At 68.4% G+C, this 26,280-nt stretch carries 18 protein-coding genes and 1 tRNA gene; 7 read left to right on the plus strand and 12 right to left on the minus strand.

Annotated features, from left to right (window positions below):
- Positions 1-88 precede the first annotated feature (88 nt).
- The 4 genes from TSH58p_RS18215 to TSH58p_RS18230 all read right to left on the minus strand — a co-directional run bounded on the left by TSH58p_RS18215 (position 89) and on the right by TSH58p_RS18230 (position 3,345).
- Positions 89-163 (minus strand) — tRNA-Gly (locus TSH58p_RS18215).
- A gap of 422 nt (positions 164-585) precedes the next feature.
- The gene (locus TSH58p_RS18220) at positions 586-1,254 is read right to left on the minus strand and encodes a 4-carboxy-4-hydroxy-2-oxoadipate aldolase/oxaloacetate decarboxylase (protein WP_109068151.1); all 669 of its coding nucleotides are present in this window, start codon (positions 1,252-1,254) and stop codon (positions 586-588) included.
- An 82-nt stretch (positions 1,255-1,336) separates the two neighbouring features.
- Positions 1,337-2,839, minus strand: a complete 1,503-nt coding sequence (locus TSH58p_RS18225) for a tripartite tricarboxylate transporter permease (protein WP_162600064.1) — start codon at positions 2,837-2,839, stop codon at positions 1,337-1,339.
- Positions 2,839-3,345, minus strand: coding sequence for a tripartite tricarboxylate transporter TctB family protein (locus tag TSH58p_RS18230; RefSeq protein WP_247873831.1), 507 nt, complete (start codon positions 3,343-3,345; stop codon positions 2,839-2,841). Before TSH58p_RS18230 ends, TSH58p_RS18225 begins: the two co-directional genes overlap by 1 nt.
- Positions 3,346-3,777: 432 nt before the next feature.
- Here TSH58p_RS18230 and TSH58p_RS18235 point away from each other — a divergent pair, with 432 nt between their 5' ends.
- From TSH58p_RS18235 to TSH58p_RS18250, 4 genes are all read left to right on the plus strand, one after another.
- Positions 3,778-4,356, plus strand: coding sequence for an NUDIX hydrolase (locus TSH58p_RS18235; protein WP_109068149.1), 579 nt, complete (start codon positions 3,778-3,780; stop codon positions 4,354-4,356).
- A gap of 511 nt (positions 4,357-4,867) precedes the next feature.
- Positions 4,868-5,560: a TVP38/TMEM64 family protein gene (locus TSH58p_RS18240; RefSeq protein ID WP_109068148.1), complete on the plus strand. Its 693-nt coding sequence runs from the start codon at positions 4,868-4,870 to the stop codon at positions 5,558-5,560.
- Between the two features lie 33 nt (positions 5,561-5,593).
- A complete protein-coding gene (locus TSH58p_RS18245) occupies positions 5,594-6,802 on the plus strand; it encodes a glycosyltransferase family 4 protein (RefSeq protein ID WP_109068147.1) in 1,209 nt (402 codons plus the stop codon).
- 303 nt (positions 6,803-7,105) lie between these two features.
- Complete coding sequence (locus TSH58p_RS18250) at positions 7,106-7,405, plus strand: hypothetical protein (RefSeq protein ID WP_109068146.1); 300 nt, start codon at positions 7,106-7,108, stop codon at positions 7,403-7,405.
- A gap of 85 nt (positions 7,406-7,490) precedes the next feature.
- Here TSH58p_RS18250 and TSH58p_RS18255 read toward each other — a convergent pair whose 3' ends face one another.
- From TSH58p_RS18255 to TSH58p_RS34455, 3 genes are all read right to left on the minus strand, one after another.
- Positions 7,491-8,339, minus strand: a complete 849-nt coding sequence (locus tag TSH58p_RS18255; protein ID WP_109068145.1) for a molybdenum storage protein subunit alpha — start codon at positions 8,337-8,339, stop codon at positions 7,491-7,493.
- Between the two features lie 13 nt (positions 8,340-8,352).
- Positions 8,353-9,165 carry a uridine kinase gene (locus TSH58p_RS18260; protein ID WP_109068144.1) on the minus strand — a complete coding sequence of 271 codons (813 nt, stop codon included), beginning with the start codon at positions 9,163-9,165 and terminating at the stop codon, positions 8,353-8,355.
- 349 nt (positions 9,166-9,514) lie between these two features.
- Entirely contained in the window at positions 9,515-12,853 is a 3,339-nt protein-coding gene (locus TSH58p_RS34455) for a carbohydrate-binding domain-containing protein (protein WP_109068143.1), read from the minus strand.
- 232 nt (positions 12,854-13,085) lie between these two features.
- Between TSH58p_RS34455 and TSH58p_RS18270 the strand changes: the two genes are divergently transcribed.
- The gene (locus TSH58p_RS18270) at positions 13,086-15,479 is read left to right on the plus strand and encodes a glycosyltransferase (RefSeq protein ID WP_109068142.1); all 2,394 of its coding nucleotides are present in this window, start codon (positions 13,086-13,088) and stop codon (positions 15,477-15,479) included.
- 18 nt (positions 15,480-15,497) lie between these two features.
- Here TSH58p_RS18270 and TSH58p_RS18275 read toward each other — a convergent pair whose 3' ends face one another.
- The 4 genes from TSH58p_RS18275 to TSH58p_RS18290 all read right to left on the minus strand — a co-directional run bounded on the left by TSH58p_RS18275 (position 15,498) and on the right by TSH58p_RS18290 (position 21,959).
- Positions 15,498-17,231 (minus strand): radical SAM protein, encoded by a 1,734-nt coding sequence (locus TSH58p_RS18275; protein ID WP_109068141.1) that lies wholly within the window; start codon positions 17,229-17,231, stop codon positions 15,498-15,500.
- Between the two features lie 63 nt (positions 17,232-17,294).
- Positions 17,295-18,365 carry an NAD-dependent epimerase/dehydratase family protein gene (locus TSH58p_RS18280; protein ID WP_109068140.1) on the minus strand — a complete coding sequence of 357 codons (1,071 nt, stop codon included), beginning with the start codon at positions 18,363-18,365 and terminating at the stop codon, positions 17,295-17,297.
- A 49-nt stretch (positions 18,366-18,414) separates the two neighbouring features.
- On the minus strand, positions 18,415-19,494 hold the full coding sequence (locus TSH58p_RS18285) for an NAD-dependent epimerase/dehydratase family protein (protein WP_109068139.1): 1,080 nt from the start codon (positions 19,492-19,494) through the stop codon (positions 18,415-18,417).
- A 101-nt stretch (positions 19,495-19,595) separates the two neighbouring features.
- Positions 19,596-21,959 carry a glycosyltransferase gene (locus TSH58p_RS18290; RefSeq protein WP_109068138.1) on the minus strand — a complete coding sequence of 788 codons (2,364 nt, stop codon included), beginning with the start codon at positions 21,957-21,959 and terminating at the stop codon, positions 19,596-19,598.
- 252 nt (positions 21,960-22,211) lie between these two features.
- On the opposite strand from TSH58p_RS18290, the gene TSH58p_RS18295 reads away from it, so the two are divergent.
- Positions 22,212-24,824, plus strand: coding sequence for a hypothetical protein (locus TSH58p_RS18295; RefSeq protein WP_247873830.1), 2,613 nt, complete (start codon positions 22,212-22,214; stop codon positions 24,822-24,824).
- A 125-nt stretch (positions 24,825-24,949) separates the two neighbouring features.
- Here the strand turns inward: TSH58p_RS18295 and TSH58p_RS18300 are convergent, their stop codons facing one another.
- Complete coding sequence (locus tag TSH58p_RS18300; RefSeq protein WP_109068137.1) at positions 24,950-25,138, minus strand: hypothetical protein; 189 nt, start codon at positions 25,136-25,138, stop codon at positions 24,950-24,952.
- Between the two features lie 59 nt (positions 25,139-25,197).
- Between TSH58p_RS18300 and TSH58p_RS18305 the strand changes: the two genes are divergently transcribed.
- Positions 25,198-26,043: a transposase gene (locus TSH58p_RS18305; protein WP_109068136.1), complete on the plus strand. Its 846-nt coding sequence runs from the start codon at positions 25,198-25,200 to the stop codon at positions 26,041-26,043.
- The last annotated feature ends 237 nt before the right edge of the window (positions 26,044-26,280 follow it).

Here is a 26,280-nt window from a genome sequence, read left to right on the forward strand (position 1 = left end):
CGCGCGCGGCCATGGGTAGGACGGTCCCATCGGGAGCGGGCCTCGCGGCGTTTCGTCCGGCACTGTCTTGGGAGAGGCTTCGTGATACTGGAGCGGGCGAAGGGATTCGAACCCTCGACCCCAACCTTGGCAAGGTTGTGCTCTACCCCTGAGCTACGCCCGCGCCGCTCCAACGAAGGAGGCAGGGAGATACCGCACCCGCCCCGCGGAAAGCAAGCCCTCTGTTCGGCTTCCGCTCCGATTTTTCCGCAAGGCACTCCCTCGGCCATTCTGACGGGCCAAAGGAGAAAATTAGGCTTAAAGTTATAACCCGCTCAATGCGGTTGACTTCCCTGCGCGGACTGTGGAAATTTCCTCTCACAAAACAAAGGCCTTGAGGTCTGGGGAGGAAACCAAAAAAATCACGATGCTCCAAGAGCATTGGTCTGCCGCGCCGACCTTGTGTCCGGTCGCGGCATTTTTTTTGCCTGAAGATGTTCTTCTGCGAAGAACCGGTAATACCACTCCAGGCAATGGCGGGCAGGTTTCCCGGTCCACCCGCCCGATCCATCTGCCCAATCCATCTGCCCGGCCCATCTGCCCGCGTCACAGCGTGATGCCGCCGGCCTCCAGACAGGCTTCCAGCTTCAGCGCCTCGACCGTCGTCCGTCCGGCGCGGAGCTGTGCGCGCAGGCCTTCCTCCATCCGCTCGCGCTCCGCCGCCTTGGCGAGCGTCGCGGCGGCCTCGGCCTGGGGCACCACGACCACCCCGTCGTCGTCGCCGACCACGATGTCGCCCGGCATGACCATCACGCCGCCGCAGACGACGGGGGTGTTCACGTCGCCCGCCGGCTGGGTCTTGGTGGTGCCCTTCATGCTGGTCCCCCGGCAGAAGACCGGAAAGCCCATGTTGCGGATGGCCGCGGCGTCGCGCACACAGCCGTCGATCACCAGACCGGCCAGCCCGCGCTGGATCGCCGCCTCGGTCAGCACGTCGCCCCAGGGGCCGGCCTCGGTCATGCCCTTGAAATCGACCACCAGCACGTCGCCCGGACGGGTCAGCGCCATGGCGGCGTGGATCATCAGGTTGTCGGTGGGGCCGCCGGACACGGTCACCGCGGTGCCGAACAGCGTCATGCCCTGATAGAGCGGCTTGATCGGAAAGGACATGGCGCCCTTCTTGCCCATCGCCTCGTGCAGCGTGGCCGGGGACTGGCCGCGGAAGGCGGCGACCAGATCGGGGGCGGGACGGGGGAATTCTGTGACGACGGTCATCGGGCAGGCACCTTTCACGGCGTGAGGTCCGCCCGCCCTCTGGAAATCCGGGCGGGCGGGGACAAGGGAACAGGGTCGGGGATCATTCTTCCTTGAAGGCGTCGTCGCGGCGGCGGCGCACCGACGGCAGCACCATCAGGACCAGCAGGAAACCGGCGGCGGCCAGCAGGCTGCCGCTGATCGGGCGGGTGGCGAAGACGGTGGGGTCGCCGCCCGACAGCAGCAGGGCGCGCCCCAGATTCTCCTCCAGCATGGGGCCCAGCACGAAGCCCAGCATCAGCGGCGCCGGCTCGCAGTCCAGCTTGCGCAGCACGTAGCCCAGGATGCCGAACAGGGCCATCAGCAGGACGTTGAAGGCGCTGTTGTTCAGCGTGTAGGTGCCGATGCAGCAGAAGACCAGGATGGCCGGGAACAGATAGCCGTAGGGCACCTTCAGCAGCCGCACCCACAGCCCGATCATCGGCAGGTTCAGGATCACCAGGATCACGTTGCCGATCAGCATGCTGGCGATCATGCCCCAGAACAGCTCCGGCTGCTTGGCCATGATCTGCGGCCCCGGCGTGATGCCGTGGATGGTCATGGCGCCGATCATCAGGGCCATGATGGCGTTGGGCGGGATGCCCAGGCTGAGCATGGGGATGAAGCAGGCCTGCGAGGCGGCGTTGTTGGCGGCCTCCGGCGCGGCCACCCCCTCGATGGCGCCCTGCCCGAAGCGTTCCGGGTGGCGGGACACCTTCTTCTCCAGCGAATAGGCGGCGAAGGAGCCCAGCGTGGCGCCGCCGCCGGGCAGGATGCCGAGAAGGGCGCCCATCACCGTGCCGCGCACCGTCGCCGGCCAGGCCCGGCGGACATCCTCGCGCTTCGGCCACAGGCTGGCGATCGGGGCGGTGGTCCGCCCGGCGCCGCCGGTCTGCTCCAGGCTGATGATGATTTCCGCCAGCCCGAACAGCCCCATGGCGAGCGGCACGAAGTCGATGCCGTCGTAGAGCTGCGGCAGGCCGAAGGTGAATCGCGTGTCGCCGGAATTGACGTCGGTGCCGACCATGCTCAGCAGCAGGCCCAGCAGGATCATCGCGATGGCCTTCACCACCGACCCGTGGGCCAGCGTCACCGCCCCGATCAGGCCCAGCAGCATCAGCGACACATACTCCGCCGGCCCGAAGGCGAGCGCCACCCCGGCCAGCGGGGGACCGGCCACGGCGATCAGGACGGTGGTGGCGATCCCGGCGAACAGCGAGGCGAGCGCCGCCGTGGCGAGCGCCACACCCGCCCGGCCCTGCCGCGCCATGGCGTGGCCGTCCAGGCAGGTGACCACGGATGAGGATTCGCCCGGCAGGTTCACCAGGATGGCCGTCGCCGATCCGCCGTACTGCGAGCCGTAGAAGATGCCCGCCAGCATGATGAGCGCGCCGACCGGCGGCAGGTAGAAGGTCAGCGGCAACAGCATCGCCACCGTCGCGGTCGGTCCCAGACCGGGCAGGACGCCGATCAGCGTGCCGATCAACGCTCCGCCGAAGCACAGCAGCAGATTGTCCGGGGACAGCGAGACCGACAGGCCGAGCAGAAGATTGGCGATCAGGTCCATCACGGCGACACCCACAGGGGCCACACCCGCAAAGGCAGGCCCAATCCCCAGACGAACAGCGCGACGCAGCCCGCCGCCAGGACGCCGCCCAGCAGCGCCAGCGGAACCGGGCGCAGCGGCTGTCCGGCCAGATTGCCGAGTCCCACCAGGACCAGCACCGCCGGCACCAGCCCCAGCGTCTCCACCGTCCCGGCGAAGGCAAGCACTGCCGCGGTCACCCCGACCAGAGGGCGCCAGCCCCAGGGCGGCAGGGCGGCACCGTCGATCAGCAGGCTGCGACCGGCCACCATGACGCCGGCCAGCACCATCAGCATCCCGATCATTTTCGGGAAGAAGCCGGACTGCACATAGGCCAGAGTTCCGGTCGGCCAGTCGCGGCCCAGCCACAGGGCGCCCAGTCCGAAGGCCGCGATCAGCAGACCGGCGGCCAGATCCTGCGGAGCCCGGACCGGAACACGCCCCGAAGCGCGGCGGACGGCGGACGGGTCATGGGGCGGGGCAGCCACGGAAGAGGAGGGACGGATATCCGGGAGGGGCAGGCTTGGCATGGGGTTCCATGACTTTCGATAGGCGGCTTTCGATGGGCGGCTTTCGGAGGAGCGGATGCCGGCTGTGGTCGTCGATCCATCACCCTCCACAAGCATAAAGGTAAAATTTAATGCACAATTCGTATCGAGCGTTGTTCGCATATCCTAGCGAGATTACCAAAGAGAGCAAGAGCATCGAATCAGTGCGAATTAACGCGAAGCATGCGTTATGATATGTCGATGAAAGCTTGCTCTATCGATTGATAAGACCCTTAAAGATTGATGAATCTTTTCTAATGCACGCGCGGCGGCGGAATTCGGAAGTCTCTCATTCATGTTTCTTGCCTCGGCGACGCCTGGCCGCTACCCAGGGCACGGCGTGAACAAGGACACGACGAAGGAGATCCAGGGATGACGCGCCGCCTGCGCCCGTGGACCGTGCTCGAAAGCCGAGAACTGCTCGACGCCGATCCGTTCCTGAAAGTCCATGTCGAGACGGTGGAACTGCCCGACGGGCGGGTCATCCGGGACTATTACCAGTTCGACATGCCGTCCTTTGCCTGCATCTTCGCCGAGACGGAGGATGGGCGCGCCATCGTCTACCGTCAGTACCGGCACGGCCCGCGGCGCGTGAACCTGACCTTTCCCGGCGGCCATCTGTCAGCGGGGGAGGACCCGCTGGAGGCGGCCCGGCGGGAGCTTCTGGAGGAGACCGGCTTCGTCTCGGACCACTGGACGGCGCTGGGCGGCTACACGGTCAACGCCAACCAGGGCGGCGCGGTGTCCCACATGTTCCACGCCACCGGTTGCCGCCGGGTCGCCGATCCCCTGTCCGACGACCTGGAGGAGACGGAGATCCTGTTCATGACGCGGGACGAACTCCTGGACGCCATCGGGAACGGCGAGATCGCCCTGCTCACCCAGATCGCCCTGGTCAGCATGGTGTGGCAGGCCGACATCCGGAGGGTGCTTGCCCGCCGTCATCCGTGATGCCTTTGCGTGTTGCCGTGCACCAGGGAGCCGCCCCTTCACTCAAGCTTGAGCTTGGCTTTTTTGATCCTTGTCAAAAAATAGGTATGTCTTCGGAACATGTGGTCTGTTTACGCACTGTTAAGCAAACCAGTCCATAAATGACCTCACCAAGTTCTCTTGGTTTCCTCCCTCCCAGAACTAGGCTGCGCCTCACCGGCTGCAGCCTTTTTTTTTCGGCATCTGCGATCCGGTGGGGTGGGGCGGCGGCCGGGAGGGGGCGGAATATTTCAGGTGATGGCGGTTCACCGGGGGCTTGACCTTTGCTGCGTTGCAGCATAAATTGAATCCCGGATGCCCTTTGGGCGTTTCCTCCCTAGACTTGAAGGCCGCGCCGTCCAGGCTGCGGCCTTTTTCTTGCCTCGGGCCCGCGCATCCGCGCGGGCGTGATCGTCGCTCGCGGTGCAGGGACGCCCGTGATATGCAAGCCGGACCGAAACCGCTCCAGTTCCAAGACCCAAAGGCCCGCACCATGGCCGAGCGCCGCACGCCTTCCCTGTCCATCCTCCGCACCCTCGGGCGGGGGCTGCTCGTCCTGCTCCTGCTCGGTGGCGCCGGGGCCTGGTGGGCGTGGCACGGGACCTTCGGAATGGACGCGCTGCAGGACATCCTGCGCCATCACCCCGCGGCGCCGGTCCTGTTCCTGCTCCTGCACATCCTGGCCAGCCTGCTGTTCTTCCCGCGCTCCGTCATGGCGATGGTCGCCGGACTGGTCTTCGGCGTCTGGTGGGGCGGGGTGCTGGCGGCGGCGGGAAGCGTGATCGGCGCCTCCACCGGCTTCCTGCTGACCCGCTACGTCTGCGACGGGCTGGTTCCGGCCCTGGATGGGGCGCGCTGGGGCGAGGCGCTGCGGCGGTTGGAGACGGGTGGCTGGCGGGCCGTCGCCATGCTGCGGCTGGTCCCCGTTCTGCCGCACAGCGGGGTGAACTACGCGCTCGGCCTGACGCGGGTGCGGCTCGGCGCCTACGCCTTCGGTTCGCTGATCGGGCAGTTGCCGATGACGGTGGCCTTCGTTCAGTTCGGCGCCGCGGGCGACCACGCCCTTGCCGGCAAGCCGGACTGGATCGCGCCGACCGTCATCGGGCTCAGCCTGCTGATCCTGTCCGTTCTGCTGCCGAAGGTCGGGCCGAAGCTGCGGGAGAAGTTCGGCGCCGGGCGCGCCTGACGGCGGCGCCTGCATGGTCCTTGCGGAGACAGCATGAACATCGTCTTCATCCACCAGAACATGCCCGGCCAGTACAAGCACCTGGCCGCCCGCCTGGCCGCCGATCCGGCGAACCGCGTCGTCTTCATCACCAAGCGCACCGACCGGGACATCCCGAACGTCCGCCGCCTCTCCTACCAGCCCAGCCGCAAGGCGCGGGAGAACGCGCATCCCTATCTGGTGTCCACCGAGAACGCGGTGCTGCACGGGCAGGCCGCGGCCCGTCTGCTGATGGGCCTGCGCGAGGAGGGCTTCCGCCCCGACGTCATCGTCGGCCATCCGGGCTGGGGCGAGACGCTGTTCGTCAAGGACGTGTTCCCCAACACCCCCTACCTGAACTACTGCGAGTTCTTCTACCGCGCCCAGGGGCTGGACGTCGGCTTCGACCCGTCGGTCCCGGTGAATGTGGACACGGTGCTGCGGCTGCGGATGCGCAGCACGCCGCTGCTGCTGGCCCTGGAGGCCTGCGACCGCGGCATCGCCCCGACCGCGTGGCAGCGCGACTCCCACCCGGCGCCGTTCCACCCGAAGATCGAGGTCATCCATGACGGGGTGGACACCGCGCAGCTTCTGCCCGACCCGGACATCCGCGTCACCCTCGCCGACGGCACGGTGCTGACCCGGCAGGACGAGGTGCTGACCTACGCCGTGCGCAACCTGGAGCCCTACCGCGGCTTCCCCAGCTTCATGCGCGCCCTGCCGCGCATCCTGGAGGCACGGCCAAAGGCCCATGTGCTGATCGCCGGCGGCGACGAGGTCAGCTACGGCTCACCCCCTCCCGGCGGCGGGAAGAGCTGGCGGGAAGCCATGCTGGCCGAGGTGCCGCTGGATCCGGCGCGCGTCCATTTCCTGGGGCACCTTCCCTACGACCAGTATCTGTCGGTCCTCCGGCTGTCGCGGGCGCACGTCTACCTGACCTATCCCTTCGTCCTGTCCTGGTCGATGGTGGAGTCCATGGCGCTCGGCTGCGTGGTGATCGGCTCCGACACCGCCCCGGTGCGGGAGGTCATCCGGCACGGCGAGAACGGGCTGCTGGCCGATTTCTTCTCCCCCGACGACATCGCCGCCAAGGCCGTCGCGGTGCTGCAGGACCCCGGCGCCTTCGCCCCGCTCGCCCGCGCCGCGCGGGAGACGGCGGTGGAGCGGTTCGACCTGTCCCATTGCCTGGAACGCCAGATCGCGTTGATCCGCGCGATGGCCTGAGACCGGGCCTGAGGCTGGAAAGGCCCCACTCCACGCGGCAATATTTTCCCGCCAAGTGGGCAGAAGCCGCCGCCCATGGGGAGAATCTTGCCGGGCAGGCGGACCGGAAAGGGCTTTTTGCAGGCGCGAAACGCGACGCCCTCGTGAGAGGCGGCGGCGTCGCGGAAACCCCGGCATTGGTTTGATTTTGAGATAATTTCCATTCGAAGGCCCGGGAATGGCCGGATCGCGGCGCGGGGCATGGCATGACCCTTGCGATGGTGGGGGTTAGCAATCCGGCGAACCCGAACACGAGTGCCTGCCATGTCCATGACCGCAGTCCAGCCGATGCCGGCTGCCTCGGCGACCGCCCTGCAGGCGGACGACGCCCTCCTGCCGTCCAAGTCTCCGCGCCGCGGCGGCTTCGCCTGGGAAGCCGTGAAGACCCTGATCGCCGTCGCCGTCTTCGCCGCGATGCTGCTGCCGGTGGCCTTTCCGTCGAAGGCGAGCCCGCAAGGCCGGCTTCAGCAGGCGTCCTCGGAGGACATGGCGCCGCCCGCCGTCAAGGCCGTGGCGAAGGCCGACGGACAGAAGGCCCTCCGCAAGCCGGTGGCGAGCAACTGAACTTCCGAAGGCACTCCGTCCATGCGCGAAAGGCGCCCGGTGCCGCCACCGGGCGCCTTCGTCGTTTCGACCGGACCGGCGCCGCTCAGAGCGGCCGGGCACCCGTGTGGATGATGGTGCCGACATGCCCGCCGCGCAGCGCCGCGGTGAGGCGCCCCGGAACCAGCCCGTTGACGACCTGCACGCGCTCCAGGTGGCGGGCGTTCGCCATCACCTCCAGCAGCGCGCCGTCCAGCGGCAGCGTGCCGCCCTGCTTGGCCAGCTCGGCGGCGGTGGTCTCGCGCAGCAGCTCCGCCGTGCCACCCTCGGGGCCGTTCGGATCGGCGGTGTGGATGCCGTCCACATCCTCCACGATGGTCAGCCCGGCGGCGCCCAGCGCGTCGGCCAGCAGGAAGGCGCCGGTGTCGGCCCGGTGCTGCGGGATGCGCGAGCCGGGGAACTCATGGTGGTGGTAGGGCGGGAAGGCGCTGCCCACCACCGCGCGGGCGGCGGAGAGATGGACCGCGAGCTGGTTCGCGATGGTCCCGTGCTCGACGTAGGACACGCCGTCGGGCGAGAGCAGCGCGGCCAGGATGTGGCCGTTCTGCCCGGCCTCGGTCGCGGCGAGCGGGGCGAGCGAGCCGACCGGCAGGCCGAGATCCAGCCCGACGCTGTAGAGATGGCGGGCGCGGATGCCGGCGCCGGTCAGGATCAGCAGCCGGTGTTCCGGCAGGATGCTCCGGATCTCCTCGACGATCGGCAGGATCGCCTCATGGCCGCGGTCCATGATCGACCGCCCGCCGATCTTCACGACCTGGAGCCAGGGCAGCAGGCGGATCGGGCGGACGCCGGCGACCGGGGCGGTCAGGCTGCCGTCGAGAAGGGTCTGGCGGGCGAGCGGCGAGGCCACATGCTTGATGCTGTTGGCATGCTTCTTGTGCTGGGTGTCGGACATGGCGTGTGGTCCTTCAGCGCGCGGTGATGATGGTGCCGACATGCTCGCCGGCGAGCGCGCGGGTCAGGTTGCCGGGGACGAGGCCGTTGACGACCTGCACCTCGCGGATGTGGCGGGCGTTCTTCAGCAGGTCGAGCACCGGGAATTCCAGGATCGAGTCCTGAAGCCCCTTGGCCTTCATCTCGTCCACCGAGATCCTCGGGATGAAGGTGGCGTTCGTGGAGGTCTTCGGGTTCCCGGTGTAGAGCCCGTTCTCGTCCTTCACGTAGATCATCGCCTTGCAGCCGAACTGTTCGGCCACCAGGAAGCAGCCGGCGTCGGTGCGGTAGGGCGGGATCACGCCCTCGGCGGCGGGGCGCATCCACAGCTTGTAGGGCGGCATGCCGCTGAAGACGACGGCGTTCACTTCGGCCAGGAATAACGGTACCGACGACAAGCCGGCGCCGTCCACCGCGGAGATGCCGTGCTTGGCGAGGAGCTGGCCGAGCATGGCGGCGTTCTGGTCGGCGACCGAGCCGCCGAGCTGGGAGAGCAGGCCGGCCGGCAGGTTCAGCCCCGCCGCGATCGAGTAGAGGTGGCGGGCGCGGGTGCCGGCGCCGGTCCCGATCAGCAGCTTGTGCTCCTTGCGGGCGGCGACGATCTCGTCGACCAGCGGGTAGACGGCGGCACGGCCGCGGTCGATGACGCTCTGCCCGCCGATCTTGAGCACCGTCGCGTTCGGCAGGATGCGGAAGTCCGCCGCGGCTTCCGCCGCCGCCAGAAGCTGCGCGTCGGTCAGCGACCGCTGCATGAGGAGCGCTTCAAGCTCCGCTGTCGTGCTGGTCATGAGGGGCTGTTCCCTTTCGGTTCGAAGGCGTGTCGGTGGGGGCCGTTTCCTCCCGGTCCGGTCCGAGGGAAAGGGCAGCCGGTGGGATCGGCGGAAAACGGGTGCGTTCCCGCCCGGCCGATCCCGCAAAACGGCGTATCGAAGACTGACTTTTGTATTAAGCGTTGACGGAACCGTGATCCCTTCCCGTGCCCGCGTCAACCCTGAAAATAAAAAGATCGTTGTCTTTCAGGGCGTTATGAAGGGTGTGGTGATAACGCCGATGAATCGCCGCGTCTGTCGCCCGTGCAATCCGCCGGGACGCGCCTGTGGGTCCGGCGGTGCATGGTGGGTAAAGAAAAGGAGCCGGCTACAGGGTGATGAAGGCGATGTAGGGCTCGCTGCCGGCCATGCCGGTGGTGACGGTCATGGCGCTCACGGCCAATCCGGTGAAGGTCATGCTGGCGTCGATGGTGCCGTTGCCGTCGATGTCGCAGCGGACGGTGGCGCCCTTGTAGCCTTCGGCGCCGCCCATCTCCTCCCAGGTCAGCCGGGACTGGCCGGGCACGAAGCCCCAGAGGGTCGCCCACTCGCCGCGTTCCAGATCGACGATGGTGGACCAGGTGACCTCGCCCCCGCGCCCGTCCACGAAGAAGGTGTCGTGACCCGGCCCGCCGATCAGCCAGTTGGAGCCCGAGCCGCCGTCCAGGACGTCGTCGCCGGCCCCACCCCAGGCCGCGTCGTTTCCGCCCATCAGGTTGATGAAGTCGTTGCCGTCCGAACCGCCGACCACCTCGTCCTCGGCGGTTCCCAGGAAGCTCCATTGCAGCGTGGTGACCGGCCCCTCGTAGGCGTAGGCCGCCACCGTCGTCTGCACCCCGTCCACGATCCGGCTGAAGGGCACGGAGGGCCGCGCCGGAGCCGGGTCGGGGAGCGGCGCCGAGACCGACGGTGCGGCCGGCGTCGGCGTCGGAGAGGGGGCGGGGGGGACGGCGGGGGTGCCGTTGTCGGGCTGGGGCACCGGCACCGGGGCGGGCGGCTCGTTGGCCTGGGGATCGGAAGGGGGCAGGGGGGAGGTCCCGCCGCCGTCCTGCGGGGGCGCCGTGCCGCCGCCGGAGACGATGCCCATCAGCGTCCAGGCGAGATCCTGGAGGCCGGCGGTGAGCGCCGGGGACAGCGGCAGCAGGCTGTAGTCGTGGTTGTAGGCGTCGGCGAACAGCGGGTCGCCGGCCCGGTCGTTCGCCCCATAGGCGCCGACCTGGTGCAGGAAGTTGGCGTCGATGGCGTTCTGTCCCGCCGACAGGATCGTCACGTAGCCGCCGAGCGGCACCGCCCCCGACACGAGGTTGCCGGTGACCGTGTTGTTCGCCGGGATGCCGGCCGCTCCGGCCAGGGGCACCCACTCGATGCGGATGAAGCTCTCGCCGTTGGCGCCCAGCACGCCGATGTTGTTGGTGACGGTGTTGTCGTGGCCGCCATGGATCATGACGGCGGCCCAGGCGGTGTCGCGCAGGAAATTGCCCTGAACGGTCACGCCGCTGGTCAGGTCGTCCAGATAGATGCCGTAGCCCTTGTAGTCGCGCAGCCACTGGCCGGTGCTGGTGGTGGCGATGCCGCCGGTGTGCTCGACCCGGTTCCCCTCGATCCGCGTGCCGGTGTTCAGGTTCGACCGCCCGAGCAGCTCGATGCCGCCGGAATCCGCCGTCTCCAATCCCGTGTTGCGGACGCGGTTGTGGAGGATGGCGTTGTTCAGGCTGATCGTCGCGGTGTCCCAGTTCTTGACCGAGATGCCGTAGCGCGCGCTGTGGTCGATGTCGTTGTGGGAGATCACCGTGTCGCTGATCCCCGACGCCATGATGCCGCCGGCGTATTTGCGCACCTCGCCGATGTGTTGGATGCGGTTGCCGGTGACCGTGTTGCCGATCGACTGGCCGGTCAGCGCGATGCCGTTGATTCCCAGATGGTCCAGATAATTGCCGCTGACCAGGTTGCGGTCCGCCCCCTGGGTCAGCCGGATGCCGGTGCCGACATTCACGAAGCTGTTGCCGGCGATGGTGTTGACGTCGCCGTTGAGGACGTCCAGCGCGTTGCCGTCCGTCGTCGTGTTGGTGAAGGTCAGCCCCTGGACCGTCACCCCGTTGGCGCCGTTCAGCCGCATGAGCGTGCCGAGCCGGGCGACCTCCACCCCGGTCCCGTTGAACTCCTCCCCCGCCTTGATGACCAGCCGCCCGTCCGAGGCGCGGTAGGCGAACTCCCCCACCTGATCGACGTGGGCGCTGTTGCCCAGCAGCTTGAAGGTGGAGCCGTCGCGCATGGTGAAAGGCGCGTCGGCGGTGAAGGTCAGGGTGCGCGTCACCGTGTCGATGCCGGCGACGGTCAGGATCGCGTCCTGGAGCCGCTCGGTGTCGAAGACCTGGACCCGGCTGCCCGGCACCAGATCGGCGGCGGTGACGTCGCCCGCGCGGTAGCGCAGCGCGTTCTTGCTGGCGCCATAGGCGCTCGCGTCGGCGACGAACCAGCCGGTGGTCGGGTCCTGCGGGTCGTAGGCCGCCTTGGAGGCCAGCCGGTAGCGCGCGCCGTCGACGGTGACGTCCAGCCCGGGCGCCGCGGACAGGGGCGCCGACCAGACGCCGTTGCCCTCATAGGTGAAGCCGGTGACCCGCTCGCCGCCGCTGAGGACCGCCTGCTCGCCCGGATAGCCCAGGATGCGGACGCCGCTGTCCGGCGCGCCGAGGGTGAGCGTGCCCGTCAGATTGTAGGAGCCCTCGCGGACGTAGGTGGTCTTGACGGTGCCGGCGCGCATGGCCGCCTGCGCCCGCTCCAGGCTGGCGAAGGGGCCGTCGGTGCCCTCGGCGTTGGGGGCGGCGAGCCGCCCGGACCAGGCGTCGTTGCCGTTCTTCGCCACGTAGAAGGCGTCGCCCTGCGGCGCCGCTGCGTCCGACGCGGTGCCCTGGAACACGGGGGCGGCGACCGCCAGCGTGACGGACCCGTCCTGGGCGGGGGCCGGGGCGGCGAGGCTCTTGCCGTTGACCGCCACGCCTCCGATGGTCAGGTCTCCGGCCTGCGTCCCGCTAACGGGCAGGATCCGCACCGTGTGGGCGACGGACGGGTCGAGGGTGACGCCGAAGGTGAAGCGTTCGGCGCTGCCGGATGTGACTTCCGCCTCCCCCACCGGTTTGCCGTCCACCAGGACCTTGAAGCGCACCGGCCCCGTGGCGGACGCGCCGCGCGCCGCCTCGACGGTGATGGGGATGGGCCGGGTGATGACCTCGTCCGGCTTGGGCGGCGGGCGGACCAGCGGACCGCCGAACATCTCCTCGCCCAGCCCGAAGGACAGCAGTCCGCCCCAGTAGAGCCCGACCTGGCCGGGAACCACGTCCTTCCCGTCCACCGCCCCCTTGTCGTAGGTGGCGCGCGCGTCGGTGGACTTGACCTCCTGCCCGTCGACGGTGATGGAGCCGACGAACAGGTTGCGGTCCACCCCGTTCACCACCCCGTCGTTGTCGTACCAGATCGAAATCCGGTGGGCCTGATCGGGATCGACCGTGGCGGTGAAGCGGTAGGGTGTGCTGGAGGTGGCGGCGACCCACGCCTCGCCGATCATCACGCCGTCGACCAGCAGCCGGAAATGCGGCGCTTGGCCGGCGGACACGCCCCAGGCGTTCACGACGATCGGGATGTCGATGGTCCGTTGCGAGGACGTGGACATGCGGGATCCTGGAGCCTGCGGGCGGGAAACCGCCCGTCCCGAGGGTTGCGGAATGCTCCCTCGCGCTCCAAAACTGGCATACCACTATCGATTGGATGTGTGACATTGGTCCCAGAATGGCCACAGCCAAGACACTGGTCACAGCCCATGCGGGAAGGCTTGCCGGGGCTCGCGGAGCGGCGGTAGATAGCGGTGCTCCTCCCGCCTTCCGCCTCCCTACGCCGAGCCCCTCATGACCCTGCCGCCGACCTTCGACGCGGATGCCCTCGCCCGCTACGCGGCGGCGGACGTCATTTTCCTGGCCCAGGACGGCTTCCGGCAGCCCTCCGCGCGGGTGCGCTGCTACAATTTCGCCAAGGCGCTGCGCCAGCAGGGTCTGCGGGCGGAGGTGCTGTCCTTCTTCGACCATCTGGGCGCCACCGATCAGGCCGGCGCCCTGTCCACGATCCCCGAGGAAGAGAAGATCCGCCTGAACCTGGAGGCGCACCGGGTGCTGGCCACCAACCCGCGGGCGGTCCTCTATGTGCAGAAGGTCGGCTACCACACGCTGGCGGCGGCCCTGGCGGCGGAGCGCGGCGGCAACCGGATCGTGCTCGACTACGACGACTACGAGCTGGACATGCAGCCCTTCCGGCGGCTGGAGCCCTGGTTCCCCAGCCTGCGGCCCGACCAGCTCTTCCACACGGTGGCCAACCGGGCCGGGGCCTGCGTGGCGGCCAGCCACCGGCTGGAAACGCTGCTGGCCCCGCTGAACCCGAACACGCACCTGATCCACACGGTGGCCGACCAGGACCTGTTCACCGCGGATGGGCGGGACGCGCCGCGCCGCCGCTTCGGGGACCGGGTGAACATCCTCTATTCCGGCGACTTCTGGGGCGACATCCCCATGAAGGACGTGCTGTTCGCGGTGGACGCCTTTGCGTTGGTCCCCCGCGCCGTGCGCGACCGCGCCTGTTTCCACATCATCGGCTTCGGGCGGGCCTGGGAGGAGTTGAAGCGGCGCCTGAGGGAGCGGTTTCCGGACCTGCCCAACCTCGAACTGCACGAGTTCATCCCGCCGGCCGAGATCCCCGCCGTGCTGCGGGAGATGGACATCGGCGTGCTGCCCTACTCGGCCAACGAGTTCAACGTCGCCAAGAGCCCGACCAAGATGTTCGAGTTCCTGCTGGCCAAGGTGGCGGTCTGCGCCACGCCGGTGGGCGAGGTGACGCACTGCCTGGAGAACGGCGTGTCCGGCCTGCTGGCCGAGGGGATGGAGGGCTATTCCGCGGCGCTCGCCCGGCTGATCGGCGACGACGCCTTCCGCCGGGACGTCGCCGAGGCCGCCCACCGGGTGGCGATGGAACGTTTCTCCCTCCAGGGCATCGCCCCGCGGCTGGCCGCCGTCGTCCGCGGCCTGCTGGAGCCGGAGCCGCGGGCGGAGGCCCTGCCCGTGACGACGCTGGAGGATTTCCTGGCCGCCCGTCTCGCCCGCCCGGTCCCGCCGGCCCCGCGCGAGGTGCATCTGATGCGCCGCGACCTGGAAGCCCTGCTGGCGACCGAGGATCTGGAGGGCGCCGACCCGCGCCGCTGGAGCGGGCCGCTGGTCGCCGCCCTCGACTGGCCCGGCCTGACCAGCGTGGAGCGGGTGGCGCCGGACCGCGTGGCCGCCCTGAAGGCCGCGGCGGCGCGCCATCGCAACGCCGCGCGGCTGCGTCCGGAGATCCTCCTGCCGGTGCAGGAACGGCCCTCCGGCCCCCCGGCGCTCAGCAAGCTCGCCGCGGCGGAGGATTGGGACGACCCGTCCTGGCGGCCCTGGGCGGTGCGGGTGCGGACCAACGTCTCCACCTTCCAGGCCCCCTACATCGACGATGCCGACGCGGAGCGCCGCCGCGACGAGGACGCCCGCAACAACATCGACAATTTCTTCAAGCGCAGCCGTGGCACCTGGGAGCGCGCCCAGTTCCTCTACGGCCTCGACCGGCTGGGGGTGCTGGAACGTCCGTCCCGCGCCCTGGTGCTGAGCGCCGAGGTGGACGGCTTCTACCTCATGCTGACCGAGCTGACGCGGGCCGTCGGGGTGGTCGATGTCGGGCCGGGAGCGGCGGCCCACGCCGAGCGGGTGGCGCGCGGCGACCGTGACCCCTGGCTCGCCAAGCCGCGCCGCTTCCACCGCGACCGCATCGCGATCCATCACGGGATGCCGGGGCGGGATCTGTTCGCCGACGCGCCGTGGGATGCCGTCGTCCTGCCGCAGAACACGCTGCCGCGCCTGGCGGCGGAGGGGAAGGCGGCGGAGCTGCTGGCCTGGATCGGCCGGCGTCTGGCGCCGGGCGGGGTGCTGGCCTTCTCGGCGGAGGTCCGGCTGAACGGGCGTCCGGGCGTGCCGGGGCTCACCCCGCGTCAGGCCGCGGCCCTTGGGGATACCCTGGCGGGCATCGGACTGGACCTGCCGGGGCCGGTGGACCTGTCGCTCAGCGACGCCACGCTCGACCGGTTCGTGACCACCGGCGCGCCGGGGTCCGGAAACCCGAACTTCGCCGCCCGCACCGGCGAGGCCCTGCACGTCACCGCCGTCTGGTTCGCCCGCAAGCGGGCCGATGCCCCGGGCGGCGGCTGGGAGAGGCTGGCCCGGTTCCTGGCCTGACCACCTCTCCCCCGTTCCTCATTCCGCTGGAACGGGCGCGTCGTCGTAGAGGTCGTGCAGGGCGGCGGCGGGAACTCCCAGCCGGGCCGCGTCCTGCCGCATCGCCGTGCGGGAGGAGACGATGCGCGGCGTGAGGAAGACCGGCCCGGTGAAGCCGGGCAGGGCGGCGGGGGCCTCCACCGGGGCGCCGTCCAGCGACTGCCCGGCCAGCTTGCCGTCGAACAGCCGCACGCGGCCCTCCGTGATGAGCGGCTTCAGCGCCGGCATCTGCCCCAACGTCTCGAAGAAGTCGGTGCCGATGCCCCACAGGGCCACCGGGCCGTCCGCCGCCGCTTCGATCACCGCGGCACCCAGCGCGCGCCACTGGCGGATCAGGTAGTCGGAGCTGCTCTTGGCCTTGTCGGCCCCGATGGCGAGGTCGCCTTCGGACAGGCGGCGCATCTTCTCGCCGCCGTCGGGCACGTAGAGATACTGCTCGTCGAGCGCCGCCCCCGCGTAGCGGTCGAGATGCCCCTTCTCCCGCAGGGTGGACATGGGCGTGCCCTCGATCTCGCCGCAGCCCGTCTCCTGGAAGGTGTCGAGCGGCAGGCTGGCGATGTAGGCCTTGGTGTCCTGCATCTGCTCGCGCGTCTCGCCCGGCAGGCCGTAGGTGAAGGTGCCGTGCACCGTCATGCCCAGCCGCTTGATCTCATGCACCGCGGCGCGCGCGGTCTCCAGGTTCAGGCGCTTGTTGACGATGTTGTCGTTGACCCACTGGTTGCCGCTCTCGAAGCCCAGCTTGACGCCGAAGCAGCCGCTGTCGCGCATGGCCTGCCACGTTTCCAGCTTGATGGTGTCGGCGCGGCACATGGCCGACCAGGGCAGGCCGATGCGCGTCATCACCTCGCAGATCCCCAGGACATGCTTGTCCCCGAGGTTGAAGGTGTCGTCGTCGAAATAGATGGACCGGTAGCCGTAACGCCCGACCAGCTCGCGCAGCATCCCCTCCACATAGTCCGGCTCGTAGAAGCGGACCGAGCGCTTGCCGGTGCCGTCCGGGTCGTTGCCGGTCATGGTCGCCGGCCAGACGCAGAAGATGCACTTGTAGGGGCAGCCGCGGCTGGCCCAGACCTGGAGCTGCGGCGCCTTCTGCCCGGCGGGGTTCACGTCCCAATAGCGGTGGGCGATGACGTCGTCGAAGTAGGGGTAAGGGGCGGCGTTCATCTCCGCCACCGTCAGCAGCTCGTGCGGCAGCACACCCGACGCGCCGTTCAGCACGCGCACGCTGCCCTTCTCATACTCGCCCTGGATGACGGCGTGGATGGGGAACTGCTCCATCACCGCCTCGCCCTTGGCGGACATGGCGCCGGTCAGCACGATCTTGGTGTCGGGCAGCAATTCCTTGACGCGTCGCACGATGGTCTGGTCATGGTCCCAGCAGGGCGTCGCCGTCTCGATGAAGATGTACTCGTACCGCTCGTCCCGCAGATGCTGGAAATAGCTGTCGTAGGATTCGCGCAGCGCGATGGAATCGCGGAAGACCACCTTGGCCCCGGTGGCCTTGGCGGCGTAGGTCGCGGCGTAGCCCATGAAGAAGGGATAGGGCAGATACTCCCCGAACACGAAGTTGCCGGGCGAGGAGTGGGCCTGGTTGGTGTGCGGCCACCGCGAACCGGCGCGCACGCCGCTGAACCAGGCGGAGGCCGGGGCGTCGTCGCCCGCGAACTCGAACCGCTTGACCCACCAGGGCGGATTGCTGAACAGGACCTTCATCGCGCTTCCTTCCACCGCTCCCCGCGGATCGTCATTCTCAGGCCGGCCATCACGGGCGGGCAATCACTGGCCGGCGAACCGGTCGGCCATTTCGGCGTGCATCTCGGCCAGGATGCCGTCGATGTCGCGGGTCAGCGACCAGCCCGGATAATGCTCCTGGAAACGCCGGATGTCGCTGATCCACCAGATGTGATCGCCGATCCGGTTGGTCTCGTCGTAGCTCCAGGCCATCGGGCGGCCGGTCAGCTGCTCGGCCTTGGCGATGGCCTCCGCCATCGAGCAGTTGGAGTGGCGCCCGCCGCCGATGTTGTAGACCTCGGCGCTGCGCGGCGCCTGGAAGACATGCCAGAAGGCGTTCACCAGATCGAAGGAATGGATGTTGTCGCGCACCTGCTTGCCCTTGTAGCCGAACACCCGGTAGGGCGTGCCGGTGACCGCGCATTTCATCAGGTAGGCCAGGAAGCCGTGGAGCTGGGCGCCGGAATGGCCCGGCCCGGTCAGGCAGCCGCCGCGGAAGCAGGCGGTCTTCATGCCGAAATAGCGCCCGTATTCCTGCACCATCACGTCCGCGGCGACCTTCGAGGCGCCGAACAGGCTGTGCTTGGTCTGGTCTATGCTCATCGCCTCCGGGATGCCGTGGGCGGCCCAGGGGTGGGACGGGTCAAGTTCCCAGCGGTTCTCCAACTCCACCAGCGGCAGGGCGTTGGGCGTGTCGCCATAGACCTTGTTGGTGGAAGTGAAGATGAAGGGCGCGTCCGGGCAGTGGCGCCGCGCGGCCTCCAGCAGGTTCAGCGTGCCGTTGGCGTTGACCGAGAAGTCGGTGAAGGGCTCCCGCGCCGCCCAGTCGTGGGAAGGCTGGGCCGCCGTGTGGATCACCAGCGCGATGGCCGAGCCGTACCGCGCGAACAGCGCGTCGATGGCGTCCTGGTCGCGGATGTCCGCGGTGACGTGGCTGTAGGACGGATGCCGCTTCTCCAGACGCTCCCGGCTCCAGGCCGTGCTCGCCTCGTCGCCGAAGAAGTAGCGGCGCATGTCGTTGTCCACGCCGACGACGTCGAAGCCCTTCTCCGCGAAGAAGCCGACGGCTTCGGCGCCGATCAGACCGGCGGACCCAGTGACGATGACGACGGACATGAGGGAAGTCTCCTCGGAAGAATGGGGCGGCATGGCCGCCGAGCGTCGTCTATAACAGAATCGGCTCCAGGATGCGCCGATTGGCGTCCAGCCAGCCGAACAGCTCGTCCATGATGGCGCCGGGCATCCGCCGCGGGCGCCAGCCGGTCGCCTGCGTGACGTCCGCGTTGTCGGTCACGTACCAGGGAATGTCGGCGGCGCGGGTTTCCGGGCTGGCGGCGATGGGGATGCCGCGGCCCGCGCGTTCCGCGCAGAGCGCGGTCAGCTCGGCCAGCGAAACGCTCACCTCCGGCCCGCCACCCACGTTGAAGACGCGGCCCTTGAACCGGTCCATGCCCGCCACCTGCACCGTCAGCAGGTCGTAGAGGTCGGCGACGTGCAGCATGTCGCGCACCTGAAGCCCCTCCCCGCCGAAGCCGCTGTAGGACAAGGTGCCGCCATACAGGTGCCGGGCCGCCCACAGCACGACCACGCCCTGGTCGACCTTGCCCATCTGCCAGGGGCCGGTCAGCACGCCGCACCGGTTGATGACGGCGCGCAGGCCGTACATGGCGCCGTATTCCTCGATCATCAGTTCCGATGCCAGCTTGGTGGCGCCGTAGATGGACCGGCTGCCCGGCATCGGAAAGTCCGTCGCGATGCCCGCCGCCGACCAGCCCGGCCCGGCGGCGCCGTCCGACAGGACCAGCCGCGTGGCGCCGCGCTCCAGCGGCAGCCGGCGCAGCGGGTCGATGGGGTAGACGCGGCTGGTGGACAGGAACACCATGTCGGCGCCGTGGCGCCGCGCCGCCTCCAGGCAGTTCACCGTGCCGACGAGGTTGGTGTTGATCACATAGGCCGGGCTGCCGCCATAGCCGGCGTGCACCGACGGTTCGGCGGAGCATTCCAGCAGCAGATCGAAGGCGCCGAGTTCCTCCAGATCCTCCGGGTTGCGCACGTCGCCGTGGGCGAAGCGCACGCCTCCCGCGCGCAGGCGCTCCAGGGCCAGTTCGGAGCCGCGCCGGCGCAGGTTGTCGAAGGCGACGACCTCGGCTTCGGGCTGGTCGCGCTTGAACAGAAGGGCAAGGTTGGAGCCGACGAATCCCGCCCCGCCCGTGACGACGATCCTGCAAGGGCGTGTGGCGTTCATGATGGGGCGTTGTCCAGATATCTTGCGGCGGAATGGGTCGATGATCGAAGGGGGGCGGTTAACAAAGCCTCAAATCCTGCATGCCGCCGAGGCTTTCGCGGTCAGGCGCGCAGCGCCGCGGCCAGCCGCGCCCAGCCGCCGGGTGCCGTGGGACCCGTCTTGCGGCAGAACCAGACCACGGAGGCGTGCAGGGTGTCGCCGGTCAGCGCCACCAGATGCGGGTTCTCCGCGCCGGGCGCGCCGGTCCTCACGAGCCGGTCCAGAGTCGCGTCGCTCAACGACGCATCGAAGCCGCCCAGCAGTTCGAAACCCGTGTGCCGCGCGAACAGGGCTGCGAGCCCGTCTCCGGCCAGTTCGGGGCCGAGGCCGGCCACATCCGTGCCGCCGTCGAGGCGCAGCCGGCCCATGATGGCCAGAACGCCGCCGTCCGCCAGCCGCTCGTCCGCCCAGGCAAGCACATCGCCGGCCGCCGGATCGAAGATCGCATCCTGGAGCAGGAGGACCGCGTTCCAGGGCCGTTCCCCGGCGGCTTCGGGACGGGCCCCGGACAGGCCGTGGTGGACGGCGATCCGGTCGCGGTGGAACAGACGGGGCTTCAGCAGCCAAGTGTCCATCTCGCCCGCCGCCGCGCGCTCCGCCCGCGCCGTGGCATCGGCACCGATGTTCAGCACATCCACGCAGGAAACCCATTCCGTCAGGGTGAGATAAAAGCCGTCGACCGCGGTGCTGACGGCCAGCATCCGGGCCGTCCCGTCGAGCAGCCCCAGCCGGTCGAGCCCGTACAGGAGATGCACGCGCTCCCAGGTCCCCCGGCTGCGCTTGAAGTAGCTGTAGACGTGGTTGAGCAGTTCGTCGTCCCGCACCGCCTCGAAGTCGGCGATGTTGTCGGCCGCGCTGACGTGAAAGGTGCCGCAGTTCGTTTTGAAACGCTGCGCCCAGGCGAACCAGGCCGGGTCTTCCCAGTCCTCCGACGCGGCCAGCTTGCCGAGGCATGGCGGCCCGTCCGGCCGTTCCGTCGCGGCGATGCGCAGACGCGGACGCAGGCGGTGGGCGTTGCGGTGGCGGAGCGCCGCCTCTCGGATGCGGGCCAGCGTCTCTTCGGGCACCTCTTCACTCCGCGCGGCGCCCGGCCAGTCCAGCAGGGCCAGCAGCGGGGCGGACCAGCGGCGCGGATCGACGGCGGCGAGGTCGGGAGCCGCCGCCGCGGCCTTCAGATCGCCGCGGGCAAGCGCCACCTCGCGCGAGGGCATCGCCAGCCGGCGGCCCAGAGCCTGCCGCATGAATGTTTCGAGCGGCACCCCCGCCGGGCCGGCCGATGCGTCCGGCGCCATGGCCTGCCGGATGATGGCGGTGAGCCGGTCGCCGACGGCGTCAAGCGTGTAGTCGGCGAGCGCCCGTTCATAGGCGGCCTCGGCCACGGCCCGGCGCCTGTCGTCGTCATCGATCAGAGTCGCCAGCCGGGCGGAGAAGTCCTCCAGCCCCTCGCCGAGCAGGATGGACGCGCCGTCCTCCAGGCAATGCACCGCCTCGCCGACCGGCGTGGCGCAGATCGCCACCTTGGTCAGCATGTACTCGAACATCTTGGTCGGGCTTTTCGAGGCGTTGAACGCGTTGTCGGCGTAGGGCAGGACGCCGATGTCCATCTCGTTGAGCACCGCGCCGAACTCGCCCGGCGGGATGTGCTCGTGGAAAACCAGATTGTCCATGTCCGGGTGGCGCTGCCGCAGGCGCCGCTTCAACTCCTCCCACGCCCGCCCGAAGCCGATGATGTGGAAGCGGGCCTTGTGGCGGATGCGGCTTGGTACCAGGGCGAAGGCGTCGACGCCGAAGACGATGTCCTTCATGGGGATGTCGCCCCACACGTCGCCGCACCACAGGATGTTCACGGAATCGCCGAAACGCCGGCGACCGTCGCCACGGCGGCCCGGATTGAAGACGTCCCGGTCCGCCACCGTGTGGACGAGGTGGGTGTTCGGGTTGAATGGTGCGAGAAGGTCGAGGATGCGCCGGCTCGACGCCACGCAGGCCTGCGCCCGTTCGGCGAAGCGGGCGAGAAACTCCTCGGGTTTCAGCGATGGCAGCCAGGGCTCGATCCGGCGGAAGGGCTGGCTGCCCAGATCATAATCGTCGTAGTCGAGCACGATCCGGTTGCCGTTGCGGGCCGCCGCCATCAGGCAGGCGATGGCGTGGTAGCCGGCCTTTTGCACGTAGAGCAGCGCGCGCGGGTTGCGTGACAGGATCTCGAAGGCGGCCAGATTCAGGCGGAGCTTTTCCTCCTCCGCCAGACCGGCCACCGGTCCGCCCTGTTCGGCCGCGCCGAGATGATCGAAGAAGGACAGCACTTCCGCGCGGATACCGCGTTGGTTGACCAGCTTGGCGAAGCTGTAGGCGCGCACTCGGGCCGGTGCCAGCTTGAATCCATCCTGCGCGACGAAGATGACGTCAGCCTGGGCGTAGCGGGCCATGTCATCCGGACCCAACGGTGGAGGGATCGGCATCGATAATCCGGGAAAGATGCAGCGGAAAGTTTGGCCACCCTCCAACTGGTTTTTCTGGAGGTCAAGACAAAAATATTGAGGGTAACCGGGGCTTGCATCTTTTCAAAGATGGGTTGCGTGGTTCAGGATTTTGTTTCAGAAATTGGTGGGCGTGGCAGGCTGGCTGCAGCTTTTTTACAGAGGGCCTGCCTTCTTGTTTTGTAGATCCGGTGGTATTTCATGATTTCCGTCATTGTCTACGGCAGGAACGACTCGCACGGCTATAATCTGCACAAACGCGCCGCCCTTAGTCTCAACAGCATCGCAGAGGTTATGACCGCTCCCGGCGATGAGATTGTCTTCGTCGATTACAACACGCCCGACGATCTGCCGACCTTCATCGAAGCCATTCTCGATACTTTGACCGGGCGTTGCCGGGAGATTTTGCGTGTCGTTCGGGTTCGTCCGGCGCTGCATGCCCTTTTTGCCGACCGGACCAGCTATGCGACCATAGAATCGGTCGCCCGGAACGTGGGCCTCCGCCGCTCCAATCCGCACAACCGCTGGATATTGTCCACGAACACCGACATGGTTTTCCTCCGCCGGGATGGGGGCCGTTCCCTGTCAGAGCTGGTGGACGGGTTACCCGACGGCTTCTATCAGGTGCCGCGTTTCGAAGTGCCGGAATCACTGTGGGAATCCTTGGACCGCCGCGATCCCAGCGTGGTGATCGAACGGTTCCGCTGGTGGGGGGCGCGTTTCCACCTGAACGAACTGGTTCACACCGATCCGGTCACGCGCTTTGACGGCATCGGAGACTTCCAGCTTGCCCTCCGGTCGGACCTGTTCGCGATCCACGGCTTCAACGAGGACATGCTGGCGGGGTGGAACGTCGACATGAACCTATGCCATCGGCTGCACCGCCGGTATGGACGCGTCGATTCCCTATCAGACCAAGTCCTGGCCTATCACTGCGGTCACACCCGTCTCCCTACCGCGATCCATCGCGACGACACGGTGATGAACGATCCGGTGCGTTACATCGATCGCGTCGTTCGGGACGACCTGCCCGAACAGGCGGAGCGTTGGGGGCTGGCGTGGCATGCGCTGGAGGAGTTCCGGGCGGACGCTCCCCCGTCCGGCCGCTTGCCCGCCGCCCTGGAGGAGAGCCTGCCGGTGCAGGATGATCCCGGACGCGAGGCATGGAACGACTTCACCAATTTTACTGCCCGTTTCCGTTTGCGGCTCGACCCGGATCACGCGCTTCCCTATGTCGCGGATCTCCTGGCGACAGCGCCGCCGGATGCGGTGCTGGCCTATGTCGGCAGCCACCGCGGGATGTTCGAACGCACGCTGCGGGCTTGGCGGGCGCTTGGCCATGACGAGACGGTCCTGGTGCCTGAGGGCGGGATGATTCCAGGGGGATTTCCTGGCGTGGAAGCCGTTGACGCGCTGGAACTCGACCGCCAGGCCTCCCTTTTCCTGTTCGAATTCGCCTTGGACGACGATTGGCTCGCACAGGATCCCTGCCCCTGCTTCGAGGGGATTGCGGAGGAAGGGATGAGGCAACTCGGCCTGATCTACGGGCTCTTCGTCCAGCAGACGGAGCGGGAGCGTCAACGCCTCGCGGCGGGCAAGGGCACGCCGAGGCGTTTCATCGGCGTGCCCGCGGTCAATACGTTCTTCGGCATGCGCTTCGGAGAGCGGGTCATGTTCACACACACGATGTTCAGCACACGCGTCCGGCATGGGCAGGTCCGTCGCACAGGGCCCGCCGTCCGATCCGATGGGGCGGCGGACGAGACCGGGCGGCGCCTCGGAGCGGCCCTGGGCCGGGCCTTTCCCATCGACCGGCAGGAGGTCGAGATCGCGCGCGGCGATCTGGATCGCATCCTTGCCGCCGAAGGGCCGGATGCCGTCGAACCGCACCGCTGCACGGCGGTCGCTCAAGCGTTGCTGGACGTTGTCGGGGAGGCGGTGCCTGAGCCGGTGCGGCAGGAGCGTAGACGTTGGATCGAATGGAACCGGCCGAGTCGTGCATTGCGGGAGCGCATCGATCCTCTCATCGTCTCTTCTTCCAGACCTCCCGGCCCGCCGCTGCTCAACAAGCTCTGCGCGGCGGAGGATTGGGAGGATGCCCACTGGCGGGCCGTCGCCGAGGAGTTCACGCGTGACGGGCTGCCTTTCCGGGCGTCCACCTACGCCTATTTCAAGCGCAGCCGCGGGGTGTGGGAGCGCACGCACATGCTGTACGGGATGGGGCGGCTTGGCGTGATCGGGCATGACGCCCGCTGTGCGCTCATCAGTCGGATGCCGGATGGGCTGGGCCACTTCCTTTCCCTGAGGACCGCCGGGGTGGACATCATCGACCTCCAGGGGCATGAGGCCGGCTGGCTGGCGCGGCGGAGGATGCGCTGGGCGGACCGGATGTCCATCCACCCCGATCTGGACTCCATACCGTCAGACCGCTCGTGGAATGCTGTCTGCATTCCGCAGAACACCCTGCTGACGGTCGGATTGCGGCAGGCCGATGCCATTCTACGCAGCACCGCGCAGAGGTTAGCCGGGGATGGGGTCATCGCCTGCTCTATGGAGACCGTTCTCGATGGGCGGGGACGGAGGGATCGCCTGACTCCGAGCCGGGTCGCCACGGTGATGGCCATCCTTGCCGACAGGAGCGGACTGGAATTGTGCGGGAGCAGGGACTGGAGCCTGAGCGACGCCACGCTGGACCGGATTGCTGTGCAGGGAGAGGATTCGGAGCGCCGGCCGCATTTGGTGACGCGCGACGATCACGGTCCTCGCACCTGTTCGGTCTGGTTCCTGCGCAAGGGAGGGCATCGTCAGCGTTGAGCTCGATTTTGGCCAAATTTGGGGTCGGTGGATCAGGCGTGTATACAGAAGTCCGGCTCGTTGGCGATGTAGTCGAGGGCGCGATGGGGGGCCATGGTGGCAATCCCCAGCGGGCCTGAGGCTCCTCAGCGCTCGCCGTTCCAACAGAGCACCTGGACCGTGTCGACGTTGCCGGTCGGCCGCAACCGCGCGATGGGGGTGCCGGTGCGCTCGCTGAGGAGCGTGTAGCTGCGGGCGGCCTTGCGCACGATCACACCGCCGCTGCGTGCTTGGTTGAATCCCTCGATGTGCTTGAGCATGGCATCGGCGTTCATCGTGATCCTCTCGTTTCGACCGAGTTGCCCGATGGTAGCAACCAGCGGGAGCCACGGTCATGTCAGCCGTTCCACACAGCCTCGAACACTGGATGGCGCCGTTCGCGGCGCTGTTCACCCGGCCGACTTTGCGGCATGCCCTGGTTCTGGTCGCGGGGACGCTCCTCACCCCGGGGCGGCGCACCGTGACCGCGGCGTTGAGCATCATGGGACGGCGCGAAGACGGCGGCTTCGCCAAATTCCATCGCGTGCTCAATCGCAACCGCTGGTCCAGCCGTGCCGTCGCGCAGCGCCTGCTCACGCTCCTGGTCACCAGCTTCGTGCCGCAGGGGCCCGTGGTCATCGGCATCGACGAGACGATCGAGCGCCGCTGGGGGGCGAAGATCAAGCCCCGCGGCATCTACCGCGACCCGGTGCGTTCCAGCCATGGGCACTTCGTCAAAGCCAGCGGTCTGCGCTGGATTGTGGTCATGCTGCTGGTGCCGATCTCCTGGGCCGGACGGGTCTGGGCACTGCCGTTTCTCAGCGCTTTGGCGCCGTCAGAGCGGTTCTCCCGGGAGACCAGGCGTCGGCATAAGAAGCTCACCGACTGGGCACGCCAGCTTCTGCTCCAGGTCAGGCGCTGGTTGCCCAATCGCCAGCTGATCGTCGTTGCTGACAGCAGCTACGCGGCCATTGAGTTGCTCAACGATCTGCGTGCCCATCTCACCATCATCACGCGCTTGCGCTTGGATGCCCGCTTGTTCGAACTGGCTCCGCTACAATCTCCAGGAACGATAGGGCGCCCGCGGGTATCGGGCAGCCGGTTGCCGTCCTTAGCGCAACGCCTGGAGAATGCCGAAACCTCGTGGCGCTGCGTTCGGGTGATCGGCTGGTATGGCGGCAGCGAAGTAAGCGTTGGGTGACGACACATCCGACGTGATCGTGGTTCATGAAATATTCCGCTGGTCGCAGTTCAGCGGGGTAAGAGGATGTCGGGTCAGGATCTGGAGAGCTATTGGCGTGGTCATGTCGAGGCCTGGAAGGGCAGCGGGCTGACGCTGAAAGCCTACGCTGAAGCCCATGGCATTGGACGGTGGGCTCTGGGGCGGTGGTCGCGCCGCTTTGCCGCTGCGGAGGAGGTGAGCGCTCGCCGTCATAGG

Source organism: Azospirillum sp. TSH58 (assembly GCF_003119115.1).
Taxonomy (GTDB): domain Bacteria; phylum Pseudomonadota; class Alphaproteobacteria; order Azospirillales; family Azospirillaceae; genus Azospirillum.

Bases quoted from the DNA above. Each gene is read 5' to 3' on its own strand.
- TSH58p_RS18220 (WP_109068151.1), bottom strand. From the start codon at position 1,254: ATGACCGTCGTCACAGAATTCCCCCGTCCCGCCCCCGATCTGGTCGCC.
- TSH58p_RS18295 (WP_247873830.1), top strand. From the start codon at position 22,212: ATGATTTCCGTCATTGTCTACGGCAGGAACGACTCGCACGGCTATAAT.
- TSH58p_RS18255 (WP_109068145.1), bottom strand. From the start codon at position 8,339: ATGTCCGACACCCAGCACAAGAAGCATGCCAACAGCATCAAGCATGTG.
- TSH58p_RS18305 (WP_109068136.1), top strand. From the start codon at position 25,198: ATGTCAGCCGTTCCACACAGCCTCGAACACTGGATGGCGCCGTTCGCG.
- TSH58p_RS18275 (WP_109068141.1), bottom strand. From the start codon at position 17,231: ATGAAGGTCCTGTTCAGCAATCCGCCCTGGTGGGTCAAGCGGTTCGAG.
- TSH58p_RS18290 (WP_109068138.1), bottom strand. From the start codon at position 21,959: ATGGCCCGCTACGCCCAGGCTGACGTCATCTTCGTCGCGCAGGATGGA.
- TSH58p_RS18280 (WP_109068140.1), bottom strand. From the start codon at position 18,365: ATGTCCGTCGTCATCGTCACTGGGTCCGCCGGTCTGATCGGCGCCGAA.
- TSH58p_RS18225 (WP_162600064.1), bottom strand. From the start codon at position 2,839: ATGGACCTGATCGCCAATCTTCTGCTCGGCCTGTCGGTCTCGCTGTCC.
- TSH58p_RS18285 (WP_109068139.1), bottom strand. From the start codon at position 19,494: ATGAACGCCACACGCCCTTGCAGGATCGTCGTCACGGGCGGGGCGGGA.
- TSH58p_RS18235 (WP_109068149.1), top strand. From the start codon at position 3,778: ATGACGCGCCGCCTGCGCCCGTGGACCGTGCTCGAAAGCCGAGAACTG.
- TSH58p_RS18270 (WP_109068142.1), top strand. From the start codon at position 13,086: ATGACCCTGCCGCCGACCTTCGACGCGGATGCCCTCGCCCGCTACGCG.
- TSH58p_RS34455 (WP_109068143.1), bottom strand. From the start codon at position 12,853: ATGTCCACGTCCTCGCAACGGACCATCGACATCCCGATCGTCGTGAAC.
- TSH58p_RS18240 (WP_109068148.1), top strand. From the start codon at position 4,868: ATGGCCGAGCGCCGCACGCCTTCCCTGTCCATCCTCCGCACCCTCGGG.
- TSH58p_RS18245 (WP_109068147.1), top strand. From the start codon at position 5,594: ATGAACATCGTCTTCATCCACCAGAACATGCCCGGCCAGTACAAGCAC.
- TSH58p_RS18300 (WP_109068137.1), bottom strand. From the start codon at position 25,138: ATGAACGCCGATGCCATGCTCAAGCACATCGAGGGATTCAACCAAGCA.
- TSH58p_RS18260 (WP_109068144.1), bottom strand. From the start codon at position 9,165: ATGACCAGCACGACAGCGGAGCTTGAAGCGCTCCTCATGCAGCGGTCG.
- TSH58p_RS18250 (WP_109068146.1), top strand. From the start codon at position 7,106: ATGTCCATGACCGCAGTCCAGCCGATGCCGGCTGCCTCGGCGACCGCC.